At 59.5% G+C, this 19,041-nt stretch carries 15 protein-coding genes and 2 tRNA genes; 7 read left to right on the top strand and 10 right to left on the bottom strand.

Annotated elements, in window-relative coordinates:
- Positions 1-35: 35 nt before the first annotated feature.
- Positions 36-947: a LysR family transcriptional regulator gene (locus DFR37_RS01480; RefSeq protein ID WP_113931853.1), complete on the top strand. Its 912-nt coding sequence runs from the start codon at positions 36-38 to the stop codon at positions 945-947.
- A gap of 2 nt (positions 948-949) precedes the next feature.
- Here DFR37_RS01480 and DFR37_RS01475 read toward each other — a convergent pair whose 3' ends face one another.
- On the bottom strand, positions 950-1,615 hold the full coding sequence (locus tag DFR37_RS01475) for a 3-oxoacid CoA-transferase subunit B (RefSeq protein ID WP_113931471.1): 666 nt from the start codon (positions 1,613-1,615) through the stop codon (positions 950-952).
- Positions 1,616-1,626: 11 nt separating this feature from the next.
- Entirely contained in the window at positions 1,627-2,325 is a 699-nt protein-coding gene (locus tag DFR37_RS01470) for a 3-oxoacid CoA-transferase subunit A (protein WP_113931470.1), read from the bottom strand.
- A 283-nt stretch (positions 2,326-2,608) separates the two neighbouring features.
- On the opposite strand from DFR37_RS01470, the gene DFR37_RS01465 reads away from it, so the two are divergent.
- Positions 2,609-3,454: an IclR family transcriptional regulator domain-containing protein gene (locus DFR37_RS01465; protein WP_113931469.1), complete on the top strand. Its 846-nt coding sequence runs from the start codon at positions 2,609-2,611 to the stop codon at positions 3,452-3,454.
- Positions 3,455-3,662: 208 nt separating this feature from the next.
- On the opposite strand, the gene pcaG is transcribed toward DFR37_RS01465, so the two are convergent.
- Positions 3,663-4,298 (bottom strand): protocatechuate 3,4-dioxygenase subunit alpha, encoded by a 636-nt coding sequence (pcaG, locus tag DFR37_RS01460; RefSeq protein WP_113931468.1) that lies wholly within the window; start codon positions 4,296-4,298, stop codon positions 3,663-3,665.
- Positions 4,298-5,041 (bottom strand): protocatechuate 3,4-dioxygenase subunit beta, encoded by a 744-nt coding sequence (gene pcaH, locus DFR37_RS01455; RefSeq protein ID WP_113931467.1) that lies wholly within the window; start codon positions 5,039-5,041, stop codon positions 4,298-4,300. Before pcaH ends, pcaG begins: the two co-directional genes overlap by 1 nt.
- A 198-nt stretch (positions 5,042-5,239) precedes the next feature.
- Between pcaH and DFR37_RS01450 the strand changes: the two genes are divergently transcribed.
- Both DFR37_RS01450 and DFR37_RS01445 read left to right on the top strand, forming a co-directional pair.
- The gene (locus DFR37_RS01450) at positions 5,240-6,199 is read left to right on the top strand and encodes a LysR substrate-binding domain-containing protein (protein ID WP_113931466.1); all 960 of its coding nucleotides are present in this window, start codon (positions 5,240-5,242) and stop codon (positions 6,197-6,199) included.
- Between the two features lie 328 nt (positions 6,200-6,527).
- Entirely contained in the window at positions 6,528-7,697 is a 1,170-nt protein-coding gene (locus tag DFR37_RS01445) for an ABC transporter substrate-binding protein (protein WP_113931465.1), read from the top strand.
- Between the two features lie 172 nt (positions 7,698-7,869).
- Here DFR37_RS01445 and pcaCD read toward each other — a convergent pair whose 3' ends face one another.
- From pcaCD to DFR37_RS01430, 3 genes are all read right to left on the bottom strand, one after another.
- A complete protein-coding gene (pcaCD, locus tag DFR37_RS01440) occupies positions 7,870-9,138 on the bottom strand; it encodes a bifunctional 4-carboxymuconolactone decarboxylase/3-oxoadipate enol-lactonase PcaCD (protein WP_113931464.1) in 1,269 nt (422 codons plus the stop codon).
- Positions 9,139-9,242: 104 nt separating this feature from the next.
- Positions 9,243-10,607: a 3-carboxy-cis,cis-muconate cycloisomerase gene (pcaB, locus tag DFR37_RS01435; protein ID WP_113931463.1), complete on the bottom strand. Its 1,365-nt coding sequence runs from the start codon at positions 10,605-10,607 to the stop codon at positions 9,243-9,245.
- A gap of 102 nt (positions 10,608-10,709) precedes the next feature.
- Positions 10,710-12,425, bottom strand: coding sequence for a methyl-accepting chemotaxis protein (locus tag DFR37_RS01430; RefSeq protein ID WP_113931462.1), 1,716 nt, complete (start codon positions 12,423-12,425; stop codon positions 10,710-10,712).
- Between the two features lie 260 nt (positions 12,426-12,685).
- Here DFR37_RS01430 and DFR37_RS01425 point away from each other — a divergent pair.
- Positions 12,686-12,762 (top strand) — tRNA-Met (locus DFR37_RS01425).
- 52 nt (positions 12,763-12,814) lie between these two features.
- On the opposite strand, the gene DFR37_RS01420 is transcribed toward DFR37_RS01425, so the two are convergent.
- Positions 12,815-13,213 (bottom strand): SRPBCC family protein, encoded by a 399-nt coding sequence (locus DFR37_RS01420; protein WP_147251577.1) that lies wholly within the window; start codon positions 13,211-13,213, stop codon positions 12,815-12,817.
- 499 nt (positions 13,214-13,712) lie between these two features.
- A complete protein-coding gene (locus DFR37_RS01415) occupies positions 13,713-15,434 on the bottom strand; it encodes an FMN-binding glutamate synthase family protein (protein ID WP_113931460.1) in 1,722 nt (573 codons plus the stop codon).
- 167 nt (positions 15,435-15,601) lie between these two features.
- On the opposite strand from DFR37_RS01415, the gene DFR37_RS01410 reads away from it, so the two are divergent.
- Positions 15,602-16,027, top strand: coding sequence for a GNAT family N-acetyltransferase (locus tag DFR37_RS01410; protein WP_113931459.1), 426 nt, complete (start codon positions 15,602-15,604; stop codon positions 16,025-16,027).
- An 87-nt stretch (positions 16,028-16,114) separates the two neighbouring features.
- Here DFR37_RS01410 and DFR37_RS01405 read toward each other — a convergent pair.
- Positions 16,115-16,199 (bottom strand) — tRNA-Leu (locus DFR37_RS01405).
- Between the two features lie 279 nt (positions 16,200-16,478).
- Between DFR37_RS01405 and rnr the strand changes: the two genes are divergently transcribed.
- Complete coding sequence (rnr, locus tag DFR37_RS01400) at positions 16,479-18,881, top strand: ribonuclease R (protein WP_379881323.1); 2,403 nt, start codon at positions 16,479-16,481, stop codon at positions 18,879-18,881.
- The last annotated feature ends 160 nt before the right edge of the window (positions 18,882-19,041 follow it).

Here is a 19,041-nt window from a genome sequence, read left to right as displayed (position 1 = left end):
TTCAATTCATAGTAACGGTTTTTATTTTTCATGCCATGGACTCGCACGATCTCAATTTCTTGTATTTGGTAGATGCGCTGTACCGCGAACGCAGTGTGTCGCGCGCGGCGGAAAGGCTTGATTTGACGCAGCCGGCGGTCAGTCACGGGTTGAACCGCCTGCGCACCAAGTTCGGGGATAGCTTGTTTGTCAGAACCGCGGCAGGCATGTCGCCCACGCCGCTGGGCGAGCGTATAGCCCTGGGCGCGCGCCGCGCGCTGGAACTGATCCAGACCGAGATTCTGGACGAGCCTCAGTTCGACCCCTTCCGGGCCAAACATACTTTTGTGGTGGGCATGACGGACATGGGCGGCACGGTCATCCTGCCGCGCGTCATACAGGCGCTTAGCGTGCAGGCCCCGCAGATGCGCATCGTGCCGGTTGCTTTGCGTCCGCACGAAGTGAACGAGACTATGCAAAACGGATCGGTGGACATGGCCTGGGGATTTTTCGGCCACCTTAGCGCGGCTTTGTACCAGCAGACCCTGTTTCGCCGGCCGCTGATCGGGATACGCCGCAAAGGCAGGAGCGGAGCCCGGCAGACACCCATGGACTTCGAGGCTTTTGTAAATACGCCCCACGTTTTTGCCACCGCTACGGCGGTAACCAACGAATTATTGATGCAGGAAGTGAAAAAGCGCGGCGCCGCCTTGCAGGTGGCCCTGGAATGCCCTTATATCCTGGCGGTGCCCGCCATTATTGCCAGTTCGGATTATCTGGCTACGGTGCCCGACCAATTGGCAAGCCTGTTCTTGCGCCTGGCCGATATCGAGACTTTCAGTTTGCCGCTGGTCATTCCCGATGTAATCGTCAAGCAGCATTGGCATGCCCGCAACAACGACGACGTGGCGCATCGCTGGATGCGTTCTTTCGTGGCCGACTGCTTTGTTGCGGGCGCGCCTTCCTAGGCTTAAGCGCGCGCGTCGATCAGTTCAACGGGGGTAAGCTTTTGCAGTTCGGCGAAGCTCAGGCCGTCGACCAGGTCGATGACTTTGGCGCCTTGCGGGGTAAGGTCTATGACGGCAACATCCGTATACAGGCGGCTGACGCAATTGATGCCGGTGATGGGGTAGGTGCAGGCCTGAACCAGTTTGGATTCGCCGGTTTTGGTCAGCAAGTCCATCATGACGTAGGTCTTCTTGGCGCCAAGCGCCAAGTCCATTGCGCCGCCCACGGCCGGGATGGCGTCGGGCGCGCCCGTGCTCCAGTTGGCCAGGTCGCCGGTTGCCGAAACCTGGAAGGCGCCCAGCACGCAGACGTCCAGATGTCCGCCGCGCATCATGGCGAAGCTGTCGGCGTGATGAAAAAAGCAGCCGCCCGGCAATAAAGTAACGGGTTGCTTGCCGGCATTGATGAGGTCGTAGTCTTCTTCGCCCTTGGCCGGAGCGGGGCCCATGCCGACGACGCCGTTTTCGCTGTGCAGGATGACTTCGCGGTCGCTGGGCAAATGGTTGGCTACCTTTGTGGGCAGGCCGATTCCCAGGTTCACGACGGCGCCGTCAGGGATGTCCTGGGCGACACGCGCGGCGATCTGGTCGCGCGTCCAGGCGGGGGTGGAGGTAATAGTTTCGCTCATTTGTGTCTTCCTTAGGCCGCTTTGAAGCCGGCGGGGCCGGTGGCCGTACGAGGTACTTGTACGATGTGCTTGACGAAAAGGCCGGGGGTCACGACGGTTTCAGGGTCGATGCTGCCCAGTTCGGCAATGGTGTGCACCGAGGCAATCGTGGCCTTGGCCGCCGTGGCCATGATGGGACCGAAGTTGCGGGCCGTCTTGCGGTAGGTAAGGTTGCCCCAGCGGTCGCCGACTTCGGCCTTGATCAAGGCGACGTCCGCAAAAATGGGATGCTCGAGCACGTACTGGCGGCCATTGATTTCACGCGTTTCTTTGCCCTTGGCCAGCTCGGTGCCGTAGCCCGTGGGCGTAAAGAATGCGCCGATGCCTGCCCCTGCCGCGCGGATGCGCTCGGCCAGGTTGCCTTGCGGCACCAGTTCAAGCTCGATCTTGCCTGCATGGTACAGCTCGTCGAAGACGTAAGAGTCCGCCTGGCGCGGGAACGAGCAGATGATCTTGCGCACGCGCCCGGTTTTCAGCAAGGCGGCCAGACCGATTTCGGCGTTGCCGGCATTGTTATTGACGATGACCAGGTCTTTGGCGCCTTGGGCGATAAGGCCGTCGATAAGCTCGGCCGGCTGGCCCGCGCCGCCGAAGCCGCCGATCATGACGGTGGAGCCATCGCGGATATCGGCCAGGGCCTGCTCGATAGAAGGAGAGATTTTGTTGATCATGTTTTCCGTACGAACAATTTATTGAAAATTCATCATTAAGTTCTTATAATGAATAACTATTCGCATATAGAACTTGTTCTGTCAAGCATAATGAACCGGGCCAGGATTGTCAATGCTTGGACCGGCCGTTGTGCGGGCAGGGCTGCCGGCTTAGGGGCGCTTCGACCGTTGTCGGCTGTTGTATTTAAATGCGACCGGCAGGGCGCCATGGCCGGCCATTCGAGGCATCGCTTCAGTATCTTCACAGCAAGGCCCATGCCGTCTCTTCACTGAAAATATAACTATGAAACGCACTCCTACATTAGCACAGGATGAACCGCCCGAGGCGGCCGAAATCATCGTTGCGGATTCTTCCGAATTCCCCAAACCAGGCGACAGCTTTGTGCGCTCGTTTGCGCGCGGCCTGGCCGTTTTGCGCAGCTTCGGTGCCGATGCCCAGGCGCAAACCTTGTCGGAAGTGGCCGAGCGGGCCGGATTGACCCGGGCCGGCGCGCGCCGCATTTTGCTGACCTTGTTGAGCCTGGGCTATGTGGTGGCGGAAGGGCGCTTGTTTCGCCTGACGCCCAAGGTCTTGGAACTGGGCTTTGCCTACTTGACTTCGCAGCCGGTCTGGACGCAAGCCCAGCCGGTCATGGAAACACTGGTCGAAGAACTGCGCCAGTCCAGCTCGGCCGCGGTGCTGGACGGCAATGAAATCGTCTACGTGCTGCGTATTCCGGCACACAAGATCATGTCGATCAATCTTGGGGTTGGCAGCAGGCTGCCGGCCGACAGCACTTCGATGGGGCGCGTGCTATTGGCCGGCCTGGCGCCGGAGCAGTTGCGCGAACGCATTGGCGGCATGAAGCTTGTAGCGCATACGCCCAATACCATCGTCGATCCCGAACAGTTGCTGGCCGCCATCGAGCAGGTGCGGATTCAGGGCTGGAGCCTGGTTCAAGAAGAGCTTGAGCCGGGCCTGGTTTCCATGGCGGCGCCGATATACGATCATGCGGGCCGGGTGGTGGCCGCCATCAATATCAGCGGCCATGTTAGAACCAGCAGCCCGGCGCACTTATTGCAGGTGTGCCTGCCCAAGCTGCTGGCCGCGGCGGCCAAGATAAACATGCTGATGGGCGCGCGCAAATAAGCAGATGCAGGCGAAGACGCGCAAGCAAGTGTTTTCAAAAAAAAGGCTTTCAAGCAGGCGCTTTTACGCTGATACTTTCGAACGGACGCCATCACGCAGATCCTTCCAAACGCTTGCCAATAAAAAGGCGGACTGGCTTATATAAAGAGCCAGTCCGCCTTTGCGTATCATGACGCGCCGGCCCGCGAGCCGGCACCAGTCTTGCAACTTAAACGTCGAAGAACACAGTTTCTTTGTCGCCTTGAAGATAGATGTCGAACGTGTAGACGACTTGACCGTCTTTTTCGCTGCGCTGGGCTACCAGCGTTTTACGGCGCTCGACCCATTCGATGCTGCTCATGTCGGGATCTTCGGCATTGGCTTTTTCCTCGTCGGAAAAATAAATGCGGGTGCTCAGGCCGATATTGATGCCGCGGGCCACAACCCAGACATTAATATGGGGCGCCATGGCCTTGCCGTTGCGGCCTGTCACCGAACCGGGCTTGATGGTTTCGAACGAGTACACGCCGCTGTCGAAGTCGGTGCAGGCCCGGCCCCAGCCGCGAAAGCTCTTGTCCAGGGGTTTGTCTTCTTGCTTGTCGGCAGGGTGGTTGTAGCGGCCGGCCGCGTTGGCCTGCCAGATTTCCAGCAGGACGTCCTTGATGATCGCGCCGCTGCCGTCGAACACACGGCCTTCAATGCGGATGCGCTCGCCCTTGGTTTCGGGGCTGGTCAGCACGTTGCCGAAGTTGTTCTCGAAAATATCGAAGCCCGCCTGCTTGGGAGCCAGGCCGATGTGGACGTATGGGCCTGCTGTTTGAGAAGCCGTTTCTTTCAGGTAAACCGGGGTACTGACGGGATTCATTATTTGGCTCCTTGAACATAGTTCTCAAACAAGGTTGCGCGGCTGCCGCGCACCACGATGTCGAAACGATAGGCCATGCTGTCCATCGCGGCAAAAGCATTGCGGTCCAACTGGGCGATGAGGCCGCGCACGGACTCTTCGTTGTTGATGGAACGGACAATGGGGCAGCCGGGGATGAGGGGGTCGCCCTCGAAGTACATTTGGGTGATCAGGCGCTGTGCGAAACCGGACGCCTGGATCGAGTAATGAATGTGCGCGGGGCGCCAGTCGTTGATATTGTTGCGCCAGGGGTAGGGGCCGGGCTTGACCGTGCGATAGAAGTAATAGCCGTTCTTGTCGGTCAGGACGCGTCCACAGCCGCCGAAGTTGGGGTCGATGGGCGCAACCATGTAGCGGTCGTTCTTGTGGCGATAGCGGCCGGCCGCGTTGGCTTGCCAGACTTCGACCAGAGCATTGGGCACCGGCTTGCCGTTTTCGTCCAGCACATAACCGTGCACCAGAATGCGCTCGCCTACTGGCATGCCTTCATGGGCGTAATTCAAAATAAGGTCATTATCCAGTGCGCCCAGCTCATCGGCGCTGAACTGAGGGCCGGTGATGTCGGACAAGCTGTTCGGCAGCGAGATCAGCGCCTTCTGGTGCGAACGCAGAACGCTGGTTTTATAACCTGGGGTGTAGGCCGCCGGATGAATGGTCCGGTCGCGCTGATAGAACTCGCCGAATTGTTCGGTGGGTGTAGTCATGGAATTCTCCTATGGATTCTGCCTGCGTCGTCCTGCGACTCAGTGCATGCATAGTAGAACCAAAGAATATTCATGTAAATTGAATTAATGATGGTTATTTGATAACCTGAGGTTATTCAATATAGACTTCTGCCGCCGGAATCCGTACGCTTTTTTCTCATTGCGCGGCGGCACCAGCCTGGCAGGCCATGGGAATTCATGCAAATAGACAACTTTGCCCATCGTATCCGCTTGCGGCATATCCAGTGTTTCGTGGCCGTGGCGCAAGAGCGTCACTTGGGCAAGGCGGCCGACAAGCTATTGCTGAGCCAGCCCGCGGTGTCCAAGACTTTGCTCGAGCTTGAGGAATTGGTGGGGGTGCGCCTGGTCGAGCGTGGCCGCTTTGGCGCGCGCCTGACTCGCGACGGCCATGCCTTTCTTACCCACGCGGTGTCGGTGCTGGATGCCCTGGAGGGCGCCAAGCGTTCAGTCGGCGTGGACAACACAGCACAGCACGAAGCCGTGCACGTGGGCGCCTTGCCCACGGTGGCGCCGGATTTATTGCCGCCCGCCCTGGCAAAGTTTCGATCCTTTAGTCCCGATGCCAAAGTGGATATCCAAGTGGCCGCCAACGCTCCGCTTCTGGACAAGCTGCAGGCGGGCGAAGTGGACTTTGCGCTGGGGCGGATGGCGGATCCGCAAATGATGGTGGGCGTTTCGTTCGAACTGCTTTATGTCGAGCCGCTGGTCGTCGCCGCGCGTTCGGGCCATCCGCTGTCGGCGCGCAACGGTGTTTCGTTGAATGAGCTTATCCAGTACCCCCTGATCGTTTCGACCCGGGGAACGGTTCCGCGCCACAACACCGAAAGCTATCTGCAATCGCGCGGCCTGAAGCTGCCGGCCAATTGCATTGAAACCCTGTCGGTGTCGATCGCCAGGCTGATCGCCATTCAGTCGGATGCCGTCTGGTTTACGCCGATGGGAGCGGTGCGGGAGGATCTGGATATGCAGTTGCTGCAGTTGTTGTCCGTACCGCTTGAGGGTACGGAAGAGCCGGTCGGGCTTTTGCATCGCGGCGATGCCAACCTGGGCCCCTCGGCCAGAAACCTGATGGACCTCCTGAGAGAAGCGGCGGCGCTGCGGCGTGCATCCGCCCAATCGTGGACATTGGCCAAGTAGTTGGCGGCACGGCTGCGGCATTGTCAGCCAGTTTTTGGGCGGCAGCCCAGCCTACGGGGAAATTCCCCATTGCCTGATATGGCGCATTGACAAACACTGACTCCCAACCTAAGCTTTATATTAAGTTCTTTACACGAATAAATGTTTTGTGTAAGAACATTTGGCTGTTAAGATGGCAAGAGCTGCAATAGAATATTTTAAGAGTTGTTTCTTCATTTTCCACAGTGCGCCCAAACTGGCGCACTGCCGGGAATCGTTTCATTAATGGGCGGGTAAGCCTGATAGCCCGGTTGTGGGCACAACCAGAAAGTACCAAGGAGAGATATTAATGCGTATCAATAAAACCCTGACGGCCGTCGCTTTGGCGTTGGGCGCAAGCACTTCCGCCTATGCGGCCGACGCTCTCAAAATCGGGATGGTGCTGCCTATGTCGGGTCCCTTCGCCGCTTACGGCGAGCAGATCCTCAACGGGGCCCGCCTGTACATTGCCGAACACGGCGACACCGTCGACGGCCGCAAAGTCGAACTCATCGTCAAGGACGATACCGGCGTCGCCCCTGAAGTCAGCAAGCGCGTGGCGCAAGAGCTTGTTGTCAAGGACAAGGTCAATATTCTGGCCGGCTTCGGCTTGACGCCGTCGGCGTTTGCGGTAGCGCCTTTGGCGACGCAGGCCAAGGTGCCCATGGTGGTCATGAACGCTGCAACCTCGTCGGTTACTGAAAAGTCGCCTTATATCGTGCGCACCTCCATGGCTCTGCCGCAGATCACCGCGCCAGTGGCCACCTGGGCACTTAAAAACGGCATCAAGAATGTATATACCGTGGTGGCCGACTACGGTCCGGGCCATGACGCCGAGAAGCAATTCGTCAAAACCTTCACCGAAGGCGGCGGGAAAATCGTGGGTGAAGTCCGCACCCCTGTAAAGAGCCCCGATTTTGCCCCGTTCCTGCAAAAAGTCAAAGATACCAAGCCTGACGCCGTTTTCCTGTTCGTGCCGGCTGGCGAGCAAGGCGTTGCCTTCCTGAAGGGCTATAAAGAGCGCGGCCTGGACAAGGACGGCATCAAGCTGATTTCCACGGGCGACCTTACCGATGAAGACGTGCTTGACGCCATGGGCGATGCCGCGCTCGGCGTGGTGACCTCGTTCCATTATTCCGAAAACCACAAGTCGGCGGTGAACAAGGCTTATACCGATGCCTATTACAAAGCCTATCCCAACAAGCGCCCCAATTTCATGTCGGTGGCGGGCTACGACGGCATGCATCTTATTTATGACGTCGTCAAGAAAAACGGCGGCGATTCGTCGGGCGAGAAATTCATTGCCACCGCCAAGGGCATGAGCTGGGAAAGCCCGCGCGGCCCCATCACTATCGACCCGCAAACCCGCGACATCAATCAAAACATCTACATTCGTAAAGTAGAGAAAGTCGGCGACAAGAACCAGAACGTAGAGTTCGATCACATTGCCGATTTCAAGGATCCCGGCAAACAGAAGTAATCGTGGCCGATTCCGATTTTTCAGCCTGGGCTCATGGCATTTGCCCGGCTGAAATTTTGGAAAGATCCATGTCCGGTCCATGTCCCGGCATCATCGGGCATGGCCCGATCCAAAATTAAAAAGCGCCGCCGTTCATGATTGAACGGCGGCGCTTTTTTTGCCGAAGGCTGTTTTACGCTTTCAGCGTATCCAGGAAATCCAGCACTGCATGCGCGAATGCTTTGGGCTGCTCGGCCACGGCAAGGTGCGACGCATCGTCCAGTACGACCAGCTGCGCACCCGGGATGTTTTCAACCATGGTTTGCGACATGGAGACGGGGGCGCCCTGGTCCAGCGCTCCGGCAATCACCAGCGTGGGCGTGGCGATCTTGGGCAGGCGCGCGGTGGTGTCGACTGTGCCGACGGCATTGCAGCAGCCGATGTAGCCTTCCTGGTCGGTCGAGGTCAGGCGGCGCCGGAATGCCGCGACGACGCCGGCCTTTTCGCTGCGGAACTGATCATGAAAATAGCGTTCCATGACCGCGTCGGCAATGACTTCGATGCCATTGGCGCGTACATTGCTTATGCGCTGCTGCCAGACTTCGCGCACGTTCTCGGGGTAGGCAGATGTGGAGTTGGCGATGATCAGGGCTTGAACCAGTTCAGGATTGCGAATGGCCAATTCCTGGCCGACCATTCCGCCCATCGACAAGCCCACCCACACCACAGGGCCGCAGTTCAGTTCGCGCACCAGCCTTGCTGCATCTTCAGCCAGCTCTTGCATGGTGTACAGCGTTGCCGGGGCGTCCGAGCTGCCATGGCCGCGATGATCGTAGCTGACTACGTCGCAGTCTTCGGCCAGCACATTGGCCAGCCAGTCCCACATGGTCAGGTCGCAGCCCAGCGCATGGCTGAGCACAACGGTTTTACGTGCGGCGCCGTTGCGGGCCCTGCGCAGGCTGTAGTGCAGGGCGGGCTTGCTGGTTGTGACCATGTCTTTGCCCAGGCCGCTATGGAAGGCGTCCAGGGGCGACATGGGCTCTAGGGTATAGCCGATTTGCGGACCAATTTCGCGCAGGATTTCCTGGGCATGGGTGAAGCCGGTATTGGCGGCGGGTACGCCGGCGTAGATGGCGGTCTGCATTAGGATTTCTTTCAGTTCGTCGGGCGTCAGGCGCGTCTCGGGGTCGCTGCCTATCAGCGCTGCGCGCACGTGCAGCTCGAACTCTTCCCAGCGGCCCAGCGCCATGGTGATGGCCAGCACCATGGCGCGGCGGGTTTTCTTGTCCAGGCCGGGCCGGCCCCAGATCTCGTTCCAGGCGAAACGCGTGATCATGTGCTGGAACTCGGCGTTGAAGTTGGTGGCGCGCGAGAGCGAGCGGTCCACCCAGGCATCGCCGAGAATTTCCCGGCGGTTCTTGAAACCGCGCTCAAGATCAAGGTCAGATGTATCGTAGCTCATGGTTGTCCTAGTCGAATGAAGGTAAAGAAGGCGTCGGCATGCGGCCTTGCGTGTTATATGCGGTACGCCCGGTGCCGTCTTGCCCGGATTCCGGGCGGTTTGGATTAAGCCAGGCTTGCCTGCAGGCTGGATAATTGGGCACCAGCCAAGTTGGCGGCGCACGCCGTGGCCACCACGGGATCGAACAGCGCTTCCAGCGTGGGCAGGTCGATTTTGCCCGACAAGCGGGCGTCGGTCTTGACGGCCGCCACGACAACGGCGCTTAGCTGCTGGCGGCTGGAAACGGCCTGGCTGGTCAGCTCTTCCATCAGGCGGTGCGCCTCGGGCCGGCCAATCACGCCAGCCAGATGAATGGAGGCCGCTTCGGCGAACACCAGCCCTTGCAGGGCTTCGATATTGACCAGCATGCGGGCGCTGTCGATTTGCAGTCCGTCCATCGCTTCGCGCAGTGCATGAAGCGCCCCATAGGCGCTTATAAAGAGCCCCGGCCATTCGGCCAGCTCGGCTTGCCAATTGCCCAAGCCGCGTTCATGTTCTTGCGGCATATTGGCCAGCAAAGCGGCCGCGCGCTGCGGCGTACGGCCGGCGGCGGCCAGCGCGATCATGCAGGAGACCGGATTGCGCTTGTGCGGCATGGCCGACGAGCCGCCGCGTCCTTGCCCGGAAGGCTCGGCCAGTTCGGCGATTTCGCCTTGGGCCATCAGGCTAAGGTCTTTGGCAATCTTGCCCAGGCTGCCGGCCAGAACGGCAACTTCAAGTCCAAGGCGCACCCACTCGTCGCGTTGCGTATGCCAGTTGGACTGGGGTTCGGCCAAGCCGAGTTCTGCGGCAACGCGCTTGACTACGGCGGGCCCTTTGTTGCCCATTACGGCCAGCGTGCCTACGGCGCCGCCCAGTTGCAGTTGCAACGCCCGGTGCGCCACGGTGCGCAACTGCGTGCGTGCACGGACGAGGGGCGCGGCCCAGCCGGTGAACTTGAAGCCCAGGCTGGTGACTTGCGCCGGCTGCATCAGTGTGCGGGCCAGTACCGGGGTATTCAGGTGTTGTCCGGCCAGATCCAGCAGGCGCCGGATGAGTCCGAGCAAAGTCGAATCGATCAGCTCCAATGCGCGGCGCGTCAGCAGCACGGCGGCGGTGTCGATGACATCCTGGCTGGTGCTGCCCCAATGCACGTGCGTGGCGGCGTCTTTGTCGGCCTGCGCGACGGCCTTGGTAAGTTCCTTGACCAAAGGAATGGCCATGCTGCCGGCGCGGCGGCTGGCCACTACGATGGCGGCAATGTCGTAGTTGCGCACATTGCAATGCGCGGAAATTTGGTCGGCGGCGGCCTGCGGAATAATGCCTTCGGCAGCCTGAGCCTGGGCCAGCGCTTGTTCGAACTGCAGCATCGCTTCGATGACCGCAGCATCGTCAAAGACGTCGATGATTTCCGTGGTGGTAAGAAAGCTGTCGAAAATTAAAACGCTCACTGATGCTCCGTATTGCTAGAACATGGCCGCATCGGCGGCCGACCCCGCATTGTAGCGGTTGCGCGTAATGGGCGCGAGGCCGGCGGCAGCAGTGGAAGGTCTCTAAGCCGACGCCAGGGCGGGTTTTGGAGAGGCCGGGCGTAGCGCGGGCGCGGCGGTTGAGGGCGCTGCTTGTTTGTTGGCGCCTGTGCTGCCAGCCCGCGACTGGGCGTGCAAAGAAGCGGGGCGGCCTTCTTTGCGCAGGCCGGTGTTCAGCACGCCGATGGCCTCGCCCAGGTCTTCGGCCTCGGCCGACAAGGTCCGCACGGTTTGGCCCAGCTCGTGCACCAGGTTGGAGTTTTGCTGCGTAACGCCGTCCATGTGGCCGATGGCCTGGTTGATCTGCAGCAAGCCGCTGGACTGTTCGGCCGAGGCCGTGGAAATTTCGGCCATGATGTCGGTGACTCTTTGCACCGAATCGACGATCTCTTGCATGGTTTGGCCGGCGCGCGAGGCCTGTTCCGAGCCGGTGGAAATCCGCGAGGTGGAGTCGTCGATCAGGGCCTTGACCTCTTTGGCGGCTTGCGAGCTTTTAAGCGCCAGGTTACGCACTTCGCTTGCCACCACGGCAAAGCTCTTGCCGGCTTCGCCGGCCCGGGCCGATTCCACCGCGGCGTTCAAGGCCAGGATATTGGTCTGGAAGGCGATGCCCTCGATCAAGGTGACGATGTCCGAAATTTTGCGCGAGCTGTTGCGTATGCCTTCCATGGTGGTAACGACTTCAGACACTACTTGGCCGCCGCGCTGCGCTATCTGCATGCTTTCGTCGGCCAGGCGGGCGGCGCTGTTGGCGTTGTCCGAGTTTTGCCTGACGGTGACGGTAATTTCTTCCATGGCGGCGGCTGTTTGCTGCAGCGAGGCGGCCTGGCTTTCGGTGCGGGCCGAAAGGTGGGTGTTGTTGGAATAAAGAACCTGGGCCGTATGGCCCGTGGCCGTGACGCCGGTCTGTACATCATTGCCGATGCTGATCAGGCTTTTACGCATGATATCGAGGTAGAAGTTCAGGTTGTTGACCTCGGCGCTTTTGCCTTCGGGGGGCTCTGCCGTGAGGTTGCCGGCGGCAATCTGGCGGGCCGTGCGCGCTGCTCCTTCCAGAGAATTGCTGATGCGCTCGGAGATGGCCCAGCCATAGCCCATGAATCCGGCGGTCAGCAAGCCCAACGCCGGCCATGCGGCCCACTTCCATTGGTCGGGCACGCCTCCGGCCGCGGCAAAATAGCCGGCGCCCGCAATCGCGGCGAGAGCCAGTGCCGCCATGCGAAACATGCTGGAGCGCAAGCTGTTTTGCAAGGGCAGGGCAACCAGGCCCGGCAGGCGGCGCCAGCCGCGCGGCACGCGCTGGCCGCCTTTGACGGTGTGGCCGCGATCCCGGCCTTCGTTCAAGTCGGCGTAAAACGCCTCGGCCGCCCGGATCTGTTCGTCGCTGGCCTGCACCCGCACGGACGCATAGCATGTGACTTCACCGTTTTCCCATACGGGGTAGGCGTTGGCCAATACCCAGTAGAACCCGCCATCCTTGCGCCGGTTCTTTACCACGCCAAGCCACGGTTTGTTGGCCTTCAGACATTCCCACAGATCGGCAAAGGCCGCCGGTGGCATGTCGGGGTGGCGGATGACGTTATGCGCTTTACCGATAAGTTCGTCGCGATGAAAGCCGCTGACCTCGATGAAGGCCGGGTTGGCATAAATAAGCCTACCTTTCATATCGGTTTTGGAGATCAGGTACTGGTCGCTGCGTACTTTGGTTTCGACGTTGGTGATAGGAAGGTTCTTGCGCATAAAAAGGTTTTCGGTCCTGTGAAGTGTCTCGGTAATCCCCGCCCAACAATCCGAAGGGCTAGCGGCGGTGGAGCAGCTTATTTTTCTGTGGCGATTCTAGGTGGTGTAGCTGCCACGCTGTTTGATTAAGATCATCCATGATCGCTTTACGGCTGCCGGCGGTGAATCTTTACCAATGGCGCGGCTTTATGTGCGGCGGCAACAAGTCATGCGTGGCACGTTGCAATAGCCAAAAAATTTATGTTATAGTTTCGTGCTTTGGCGCATTAGCTCAGCCGGTTAGAGCGACGGAATCATAATCCGCAGGTCCCCTGTTCGAATCAGGGATGCGCCACCAAGAATATCAAGGCCCTCAAGCGATTGAGGGCCTTTTTGTTGGTTCTTTGCCTTCACGGACGGTGCTTTGGAGCGCCTGCGCGCTGTTCACTGCTAGCCAGATTGAGTCCTATAACGTAAGGCTGCCTTGAGACATCATGGCAATTCAGTGCGCCGCTCAGGTTGGCGATGATGGTGTTCCAGGTCAAGGTTTTCAAGAACGGATGCCACTCGGTCGGGGCCATGAAGCGAAGCTTGTTGCCGACTCTCCAAACCGCTGCCGCCGGGGCGTCCAGGCCGGCTTTGAGCGCGGCTTTCTGTATGTTTGCCAGGGCCTCGCAACGCTGTGAAAGCGGCCTGTCTTCGAAGCTGCAATCAAGGGGTATGACTATGATTTGACGATCTCGTTGCTGGAAGATCGCTATTCTGGTTTTGTACATACAGCCTCCTTCGCCCAACAGCTTGAGCAGCATAGTTGAACCTGCCATTGCGCCTTTTCGCGCCCGACCATCTATTGAACCTGAGTTATGTGTCGTATATAGCGTTACACAGCCTTCTTGCGGAGTGAACTCCGTTTTTTTGGAGTGCCGTATATCGAGCGCCGTGAGCATTAATCGTGCCCGCTATTGCGCTGAAAGCCGTGCGGGGGAGCGTAACGAGATGAGCAACGCCGAAACCGCCGGGCCGTGCCGCTGCTGCGAACCCAACGGATGCCGTGGATTGTGTTTGGTCTTGGTGTGGTTTGCTGCGCTATTGATGTCGGGCAGGCGGGTGCCGGGGGTGCAGAAACGTGAAGGCCCCACCTTTTGGCGGGGCCTTACTGCCTGATGGCAGCGGACACCTACGATGACGTGGTGTGCGAGGACTGCCTCGAGGGCAGTCAGACTGCCGTGTGGCAGTGACTTAACGATAGATCGAACTACCGGATTTCGCAACCTGGGGTTACTACTAGTTTTTCGCCCCTTCCGGGCGCTATGGGTTTCCAGCAGCTGGCGCGTCCGCCTCGGCGAAGGCCTGGGTGGCGCCGCCTTGATTGTTGCCGTCGGGTACGGGCATGTGGCCATGGCCCGAGATGGCGGCGCTTAGGCTGTAAAGCGGGTCGAACGACTCTGCCTGGGCCATGGGCCAGCTGACCCTGAATATCGTCTGCCGGAAATTCCCTTCCAGCAGTTCGCCTTTTTTCATGTCGGGGAAGAGGGCGGAAAGAACGCGCACCTCGCTGCCTGAAATGCGGCGCGCGATATGGTGCGGGCGCAGGTCGCTGGGGTGTTTCAGGCCGGCCGCGGCCAGCAATTCGGCCAGCGCCTGCAGGGTGTTGTTATGAAAATTTTTCACCCGCACCGATTTGTCGCTTACGACCAGGGCGGCCTGGCGTTTAGGGTCCTGGGTGGTGACCCCGGTTGGGCACATGCCGGTATGGCAAACCTGCGCTTGTATGCAGCCCACCGCAAACATGAAGCCGCGTGCGGAGTTGCACCAGTCCGCGCCCAAAGCCATGATGCGCGCCATATCGAAGGCGCTGATTATCTTTCCCGATGCGCCCAGCTTGATCTGTTCGCGCAGGCCGATGCCGACCAGGGTGTTGTGTACCAGGCGCAAGCCTTCGCGCAAAGGCGTGCCCACGTGGTCGACGAACTCGATGGGGGCGGCGCCCGTCCCGCCTTCGGCGCCATCCACGACGATGAAGTCGGGCGTGATGCCTGTTTTCAGCATGGCTTTGGCGATTGCCATCCACTCCCAGGGGTGGCCGACGCACAGCTTGAAGCCGGTGGGTTTTCCGCCCGAAAGTTCGCGCAGGCGCGCAACGAACTGCATCAGCTCTATAGGCGTGCTGAACGCGCTGTGCGTAGAGGGGGAATCGCACTCCTGCCAGGCAGTAACGTCGCGGGCCAGAGCGATTTCGGGCGTTACCTTGGCGGCGGGAAGAATACCGCCGTGGCCCGGCTTTGCACCCTGCGACAGCTTGATTTCTATCATCTTGACGCTGTCGTGCCGGGCCCGACGCGCAAACACTTCGTCCGAGAAATTGCCGTCTTTATCGCGGCAGCCGAAGTAGCCTGAACCGATGTTCCAGATCAGGTCGCCCCCATGTTCCAGATGGTAGACGCTGATGCCGCCTTCGCCGGTGTCATGGGCGAATCCGCCCATGGCGGCGCCTTTGTTCAGTGCAAGCACGGCATTGGCGGAGAGGGCGCCGAAGCTCATGGCTGAAATATTGAGGGCTGAAAGCGAATAGGGCTGTGTACAGTCCGGTCCGCCCACGACGATGCGAAAGTCGCTGTTCTCCGGACGGGTGGGGTTCATGGAATGGTTGATCCATTCGTAGTCGTTGCCGTAGACGTCGCCCTGGGTGCCGAACGGACGTTTGTCGATGACGTGCTTGGCGCGTTGGTACACCAAAGAGCGGTTGACCCGGGAAAACGGCAGTTGCTGTGTATCGTCTTCAAAAAAATACTGACGGATCTCTGGGCGGATGAACTCGAAAAAATAGCGCAGATTGCCGATCACCGGATAGTTGCGCCGGATGGAATGCCGGGTCTGGCGCAGGTCGATGCAGCCCAGTATTGTCAGGCTTGCGCACAACAGCGCAAGAGGCAGCCACCATGCGCTGATGGCCGCCGCAAGGCCAAGAAAAAGTATTGTCCCGGCGATGACGGTATAGAAGGCGGTGTGGCGTGTAAGTATGCTGCTCATGGCGTTCCTTGTAGTGCTGATCTGTTGCTATATTAGTATTGGTTCTTGTTTTTAGCGTCATAGGCCGGTACTTCGGGCCAAGCGGGCCGTTATCGGCCTTTGCTGCATAGGCGGCCAGCAACGAAGCCCAGGCGCCCTTGTATGTCGATAGGCCAGAGTATAGGTATATGAAAAATTTTTCAGTGCGGTTGGGCGGTTGGGGTGATGTCGGCGTGCAGGCAGGCGCAATTCGTCTTGAAGTATTTGTGCGCGAGCAGAAGGTGCCGGTCCAGGAAGAGCTGGACGAGGAGGACGCGCATTCGGTACATGCCCTGGCTTGCGATGCGCGCGGAAATGCCATTGCCACCGGGCGTTTGCTGCGCGACGGGCATATTGGCCGCATGGCGGTGCTTGAGTCCTGGAGAGGGCGCGGCGTGGGCTCGGCCGTGCTGCTGGCATTGGTCAATGAGGCGCGCCGGCGCGGTCACGCCCAGGTCGAGCTGTCGGCGCAGTGCCACGCCTGCGATTTTTATGCCGCCCATGGGTTTGTTGCCGAAGGCGGCGTTTATCTGGACGCGGGAATAGAGCACCGCACAATGAAGCGGCCGCTGTAATGAAGGGAAGGGCGAAAAAAAACCCGCATTCGCGGGCCTTTTTGCTGGCTTAGAGACTGTATATGGTAGAAGTCTCTAAAAAATAAGTGGTGCCCAGAAGAGGACTCGAACCTCCACACCTTGCGGCACATGGACCTGAACCATGCGCGTCTACCAATTCCGCCATCTGGGCACGTACAAGTATGCTAACGTACTGAACGTCGCAACTGGTTAAAAACCTTTTTGAAGTGTTAAAGCTTTTTAATAATTAAGCTTTAAAATTCAGTTAAAGCACTTAGCCACCTGCGCTTTCAAGCACTGTTTTAAATATTAGCGTAATCTTGAAAGAAAAGAATTATACACTGTTTTTTTTACAAGGGAAGTATTCTTGATCAAAAGATCTAAAAACAACAACAACGAAGCCTCTGATAAGGGCTCTAAAGATAAAGGCTCCAAAGGTTCGTCGGCGGGGCTGCAAGCTAGCGCGCCGGCGCTGCCTCCGGATTTCGATCCGGCGGTACCCAGCCGCGAAGACATACTCGGGAAGCTGCGGTCTTCCGAAAAGCCCCTCAGCCCCGAGGCACTGGCCGAAGCATTGGGCGCGCAGCTACCGCTTTCAGTCGGCTTCGAACGGCGCATCGGCGCGATGGAGCGCGATGGGCAGGTAAGCCGCAACCCTCAAGGCCAGTTGGCTATCGTCAAAACCGACTTCATTGCCGGCCGCGTGCTTGGGCATCGCGACGGTTTCGGATTTTTATTGCGCGATGACGGCGGCCCCGACTTATTCTTGTCGCCGCGCGAGATGCTCAAGGTGCTGCATGGCGATCGGGTGCTGGTACGGCCCGACGGCGAATACCGCGGCAAGCCCGAAGCCACCATCGTCGAGGTGGTGGAGCGGCGCACCAATAAACTGGTCGGCCGTTTCTTGCGCGAGCATGGCGCCTTCATGGTGGCGCCCGAAGACCAGCGCATCAAGCACGACATCCTGATCCCGGCCAGCGACACGGGCGGGGCCGAACACGGCCAAGTCGTCTCCGTGGAAATCGTGCAGCAGCCGACACGGCATACACAGCCATTGGGCCGGGTTGTCGAAGTGCTGGGCGAAATCGACGACCCTGGCATGGAAATCGAAATCGCGGTACGCAAGTTCGATGTACCGCTGGATTTCTCTGATGCGGCATTGAAGCAGGCGGCGCAGATTCCGGCCACGGTCAAAGACGCCGAAATCAAAGGACGCATCGATTTGCGTGATCTGCCTTTTATCACCATCGACGGCGAAGACGCGCGCGACTTCGATGACGCGGTATTTTGCATGCCGGTCGAACTGGGTACGGAAAAGCGCAAGCGTTCGGGCTGGAGGCTTCTGGTTGCCATTGCCGATGTCAGCCATTATGTGCGGCCCGGCCAGGCGCTGGACGACGATGCGCTGGAACGCGGTACCAGCGTGTACTTTCCGCGCCGCGTGATCCCGATGCTGCCAGAGGCCTTGTCCAACGGCATTTGCTCGCTCAACCCCGACGTAGACCGGCTGGTGCTGGTATGCGATATGGTCATTCCCGATAGCGGCGCCAAAGCCGGTACGATAACCGCCTATCAATTCTACGAGGCAGTCATCCACTCGCAGGCGCGCACCACCTATACCGATGTATGGGCCGCGCTGCAGCAGCCCACGGGACCGGCTGCGAACGCCATGCAGCATGTATATCCTTATGTGCGCGACTTGTACGAACTGTTCCAATTATTGTCAGGCTCGCGCGTGAAGCGTGGGGCTATCGACTTCGATACGGTCGAGACCAAGATCATATGCAACCCCCTGGGGCGTATCGAAAAAATCATTCCCTACGAACGCAACGACGCCCACCGCCTGATCGAAGAATGCATGCTGGCCGCCAACACCTGCGCAGCCGATTACATGAAGCGCAACAAGCGCATTGGCTTGTATCGTATTCACGAAGGGCCCACTCCTGAAAAACTGAAGGCTTTGCGCGACTATCTGCGCAACCTCGGCTTGACCCTGGAAGGGGGCGACGAGCCAACCACGCTCGATTACGCGCGCCTGATCCAGGCATCCCGTTCGCGGCCCGACCACGAGGTATTGCAGACCATGTGCCTGCGGTCGATGCAGCAGGCCATGTACAGTCCGGAAGAATCCGGGCATTTCGGATTGGCCTACGAGCATTACGCCCACTTCACATCGCCTATCCGGCGCTATCCGGACTTGCTGACGCACCGGGTAATCAAGTCCATTATCAATGGCGAACGCTATGTGCCCGCCCTGGACGATGCCGCGGCCATGGCTGCCTTGCCGCGCGGCGAGCGCGAGCATGCCATCTGGGAGAAGCTCGGCTTGCTGCTGTCGGCTCGCGAGCGTCGCGCCGATGATGCATCGCGCGACGTCGAGGCCTGGCTTAAATGCTGGTTCGTAAAAGAACATGTGGGCGAAGTGTTCAGCGGACGGGTGACCGGGGTTGCCACCTTCGGCATATTCATTACGCTGGACACCTTGTTTGTGGAGGGCATGGTGCATGTCTCCGAGCTGGGTTCCGATTATTTCCAGTACAACGAGGCCATGCACGAATTGCGCGGGGAACGAACGGGCATCCGCTATCGCTTGACCGACGCGGTGCAGGTTCAGGTGGCCCGTGTCGATCTCGAGGCGCGGCGCATCGAGTTTCGCCTGGTCAAGGGAACAACGTTCAAGGAATTGAACAAGGCCTCCAAAGAGCCGTCTGCAGCTCCCAAGCGGATCAAGCGCGCCGCTTCGGCCAAGCCCGAGGCCCTTAAAGGCACGACCTCGCGCGAGCGCCGTGCCGCCGCCAAACGCAGCACCAGGCAGCCGCCGGCGGGCAAGCGCTCGACCCGCACGCGGCATTGAACCGCACGCAAGGCGGCGGGAGAAAGGCGCCAAAGCCCCCCGCCATCCGCCCGTTGGGCGGTTGAGGCGCCCCGGCTTTTGAGCGGTGTCTCGACGGAATGTCGAGCGCCGCCGGCGCGATCTGTGCGAAAATTGTTCCGGCGGCCACTTTCGGGCCGTT

Origin of the sequence: Eoetvoesiella caeni (genome assembly GCF_003315175.1) — a bacterium.
Taxonomy (GTDB): Bacteria; Pseudomonadota; Gammaproteobacteria; order Burkholderiales; family Burkholderiaceae_B; genus Eoetvoesia; species Eoetvoesia caeni.
Note: the sequence above shows the minus strand (reverse complement) of the source record. Positions and strands in the feature narration are given on the sequence as shown.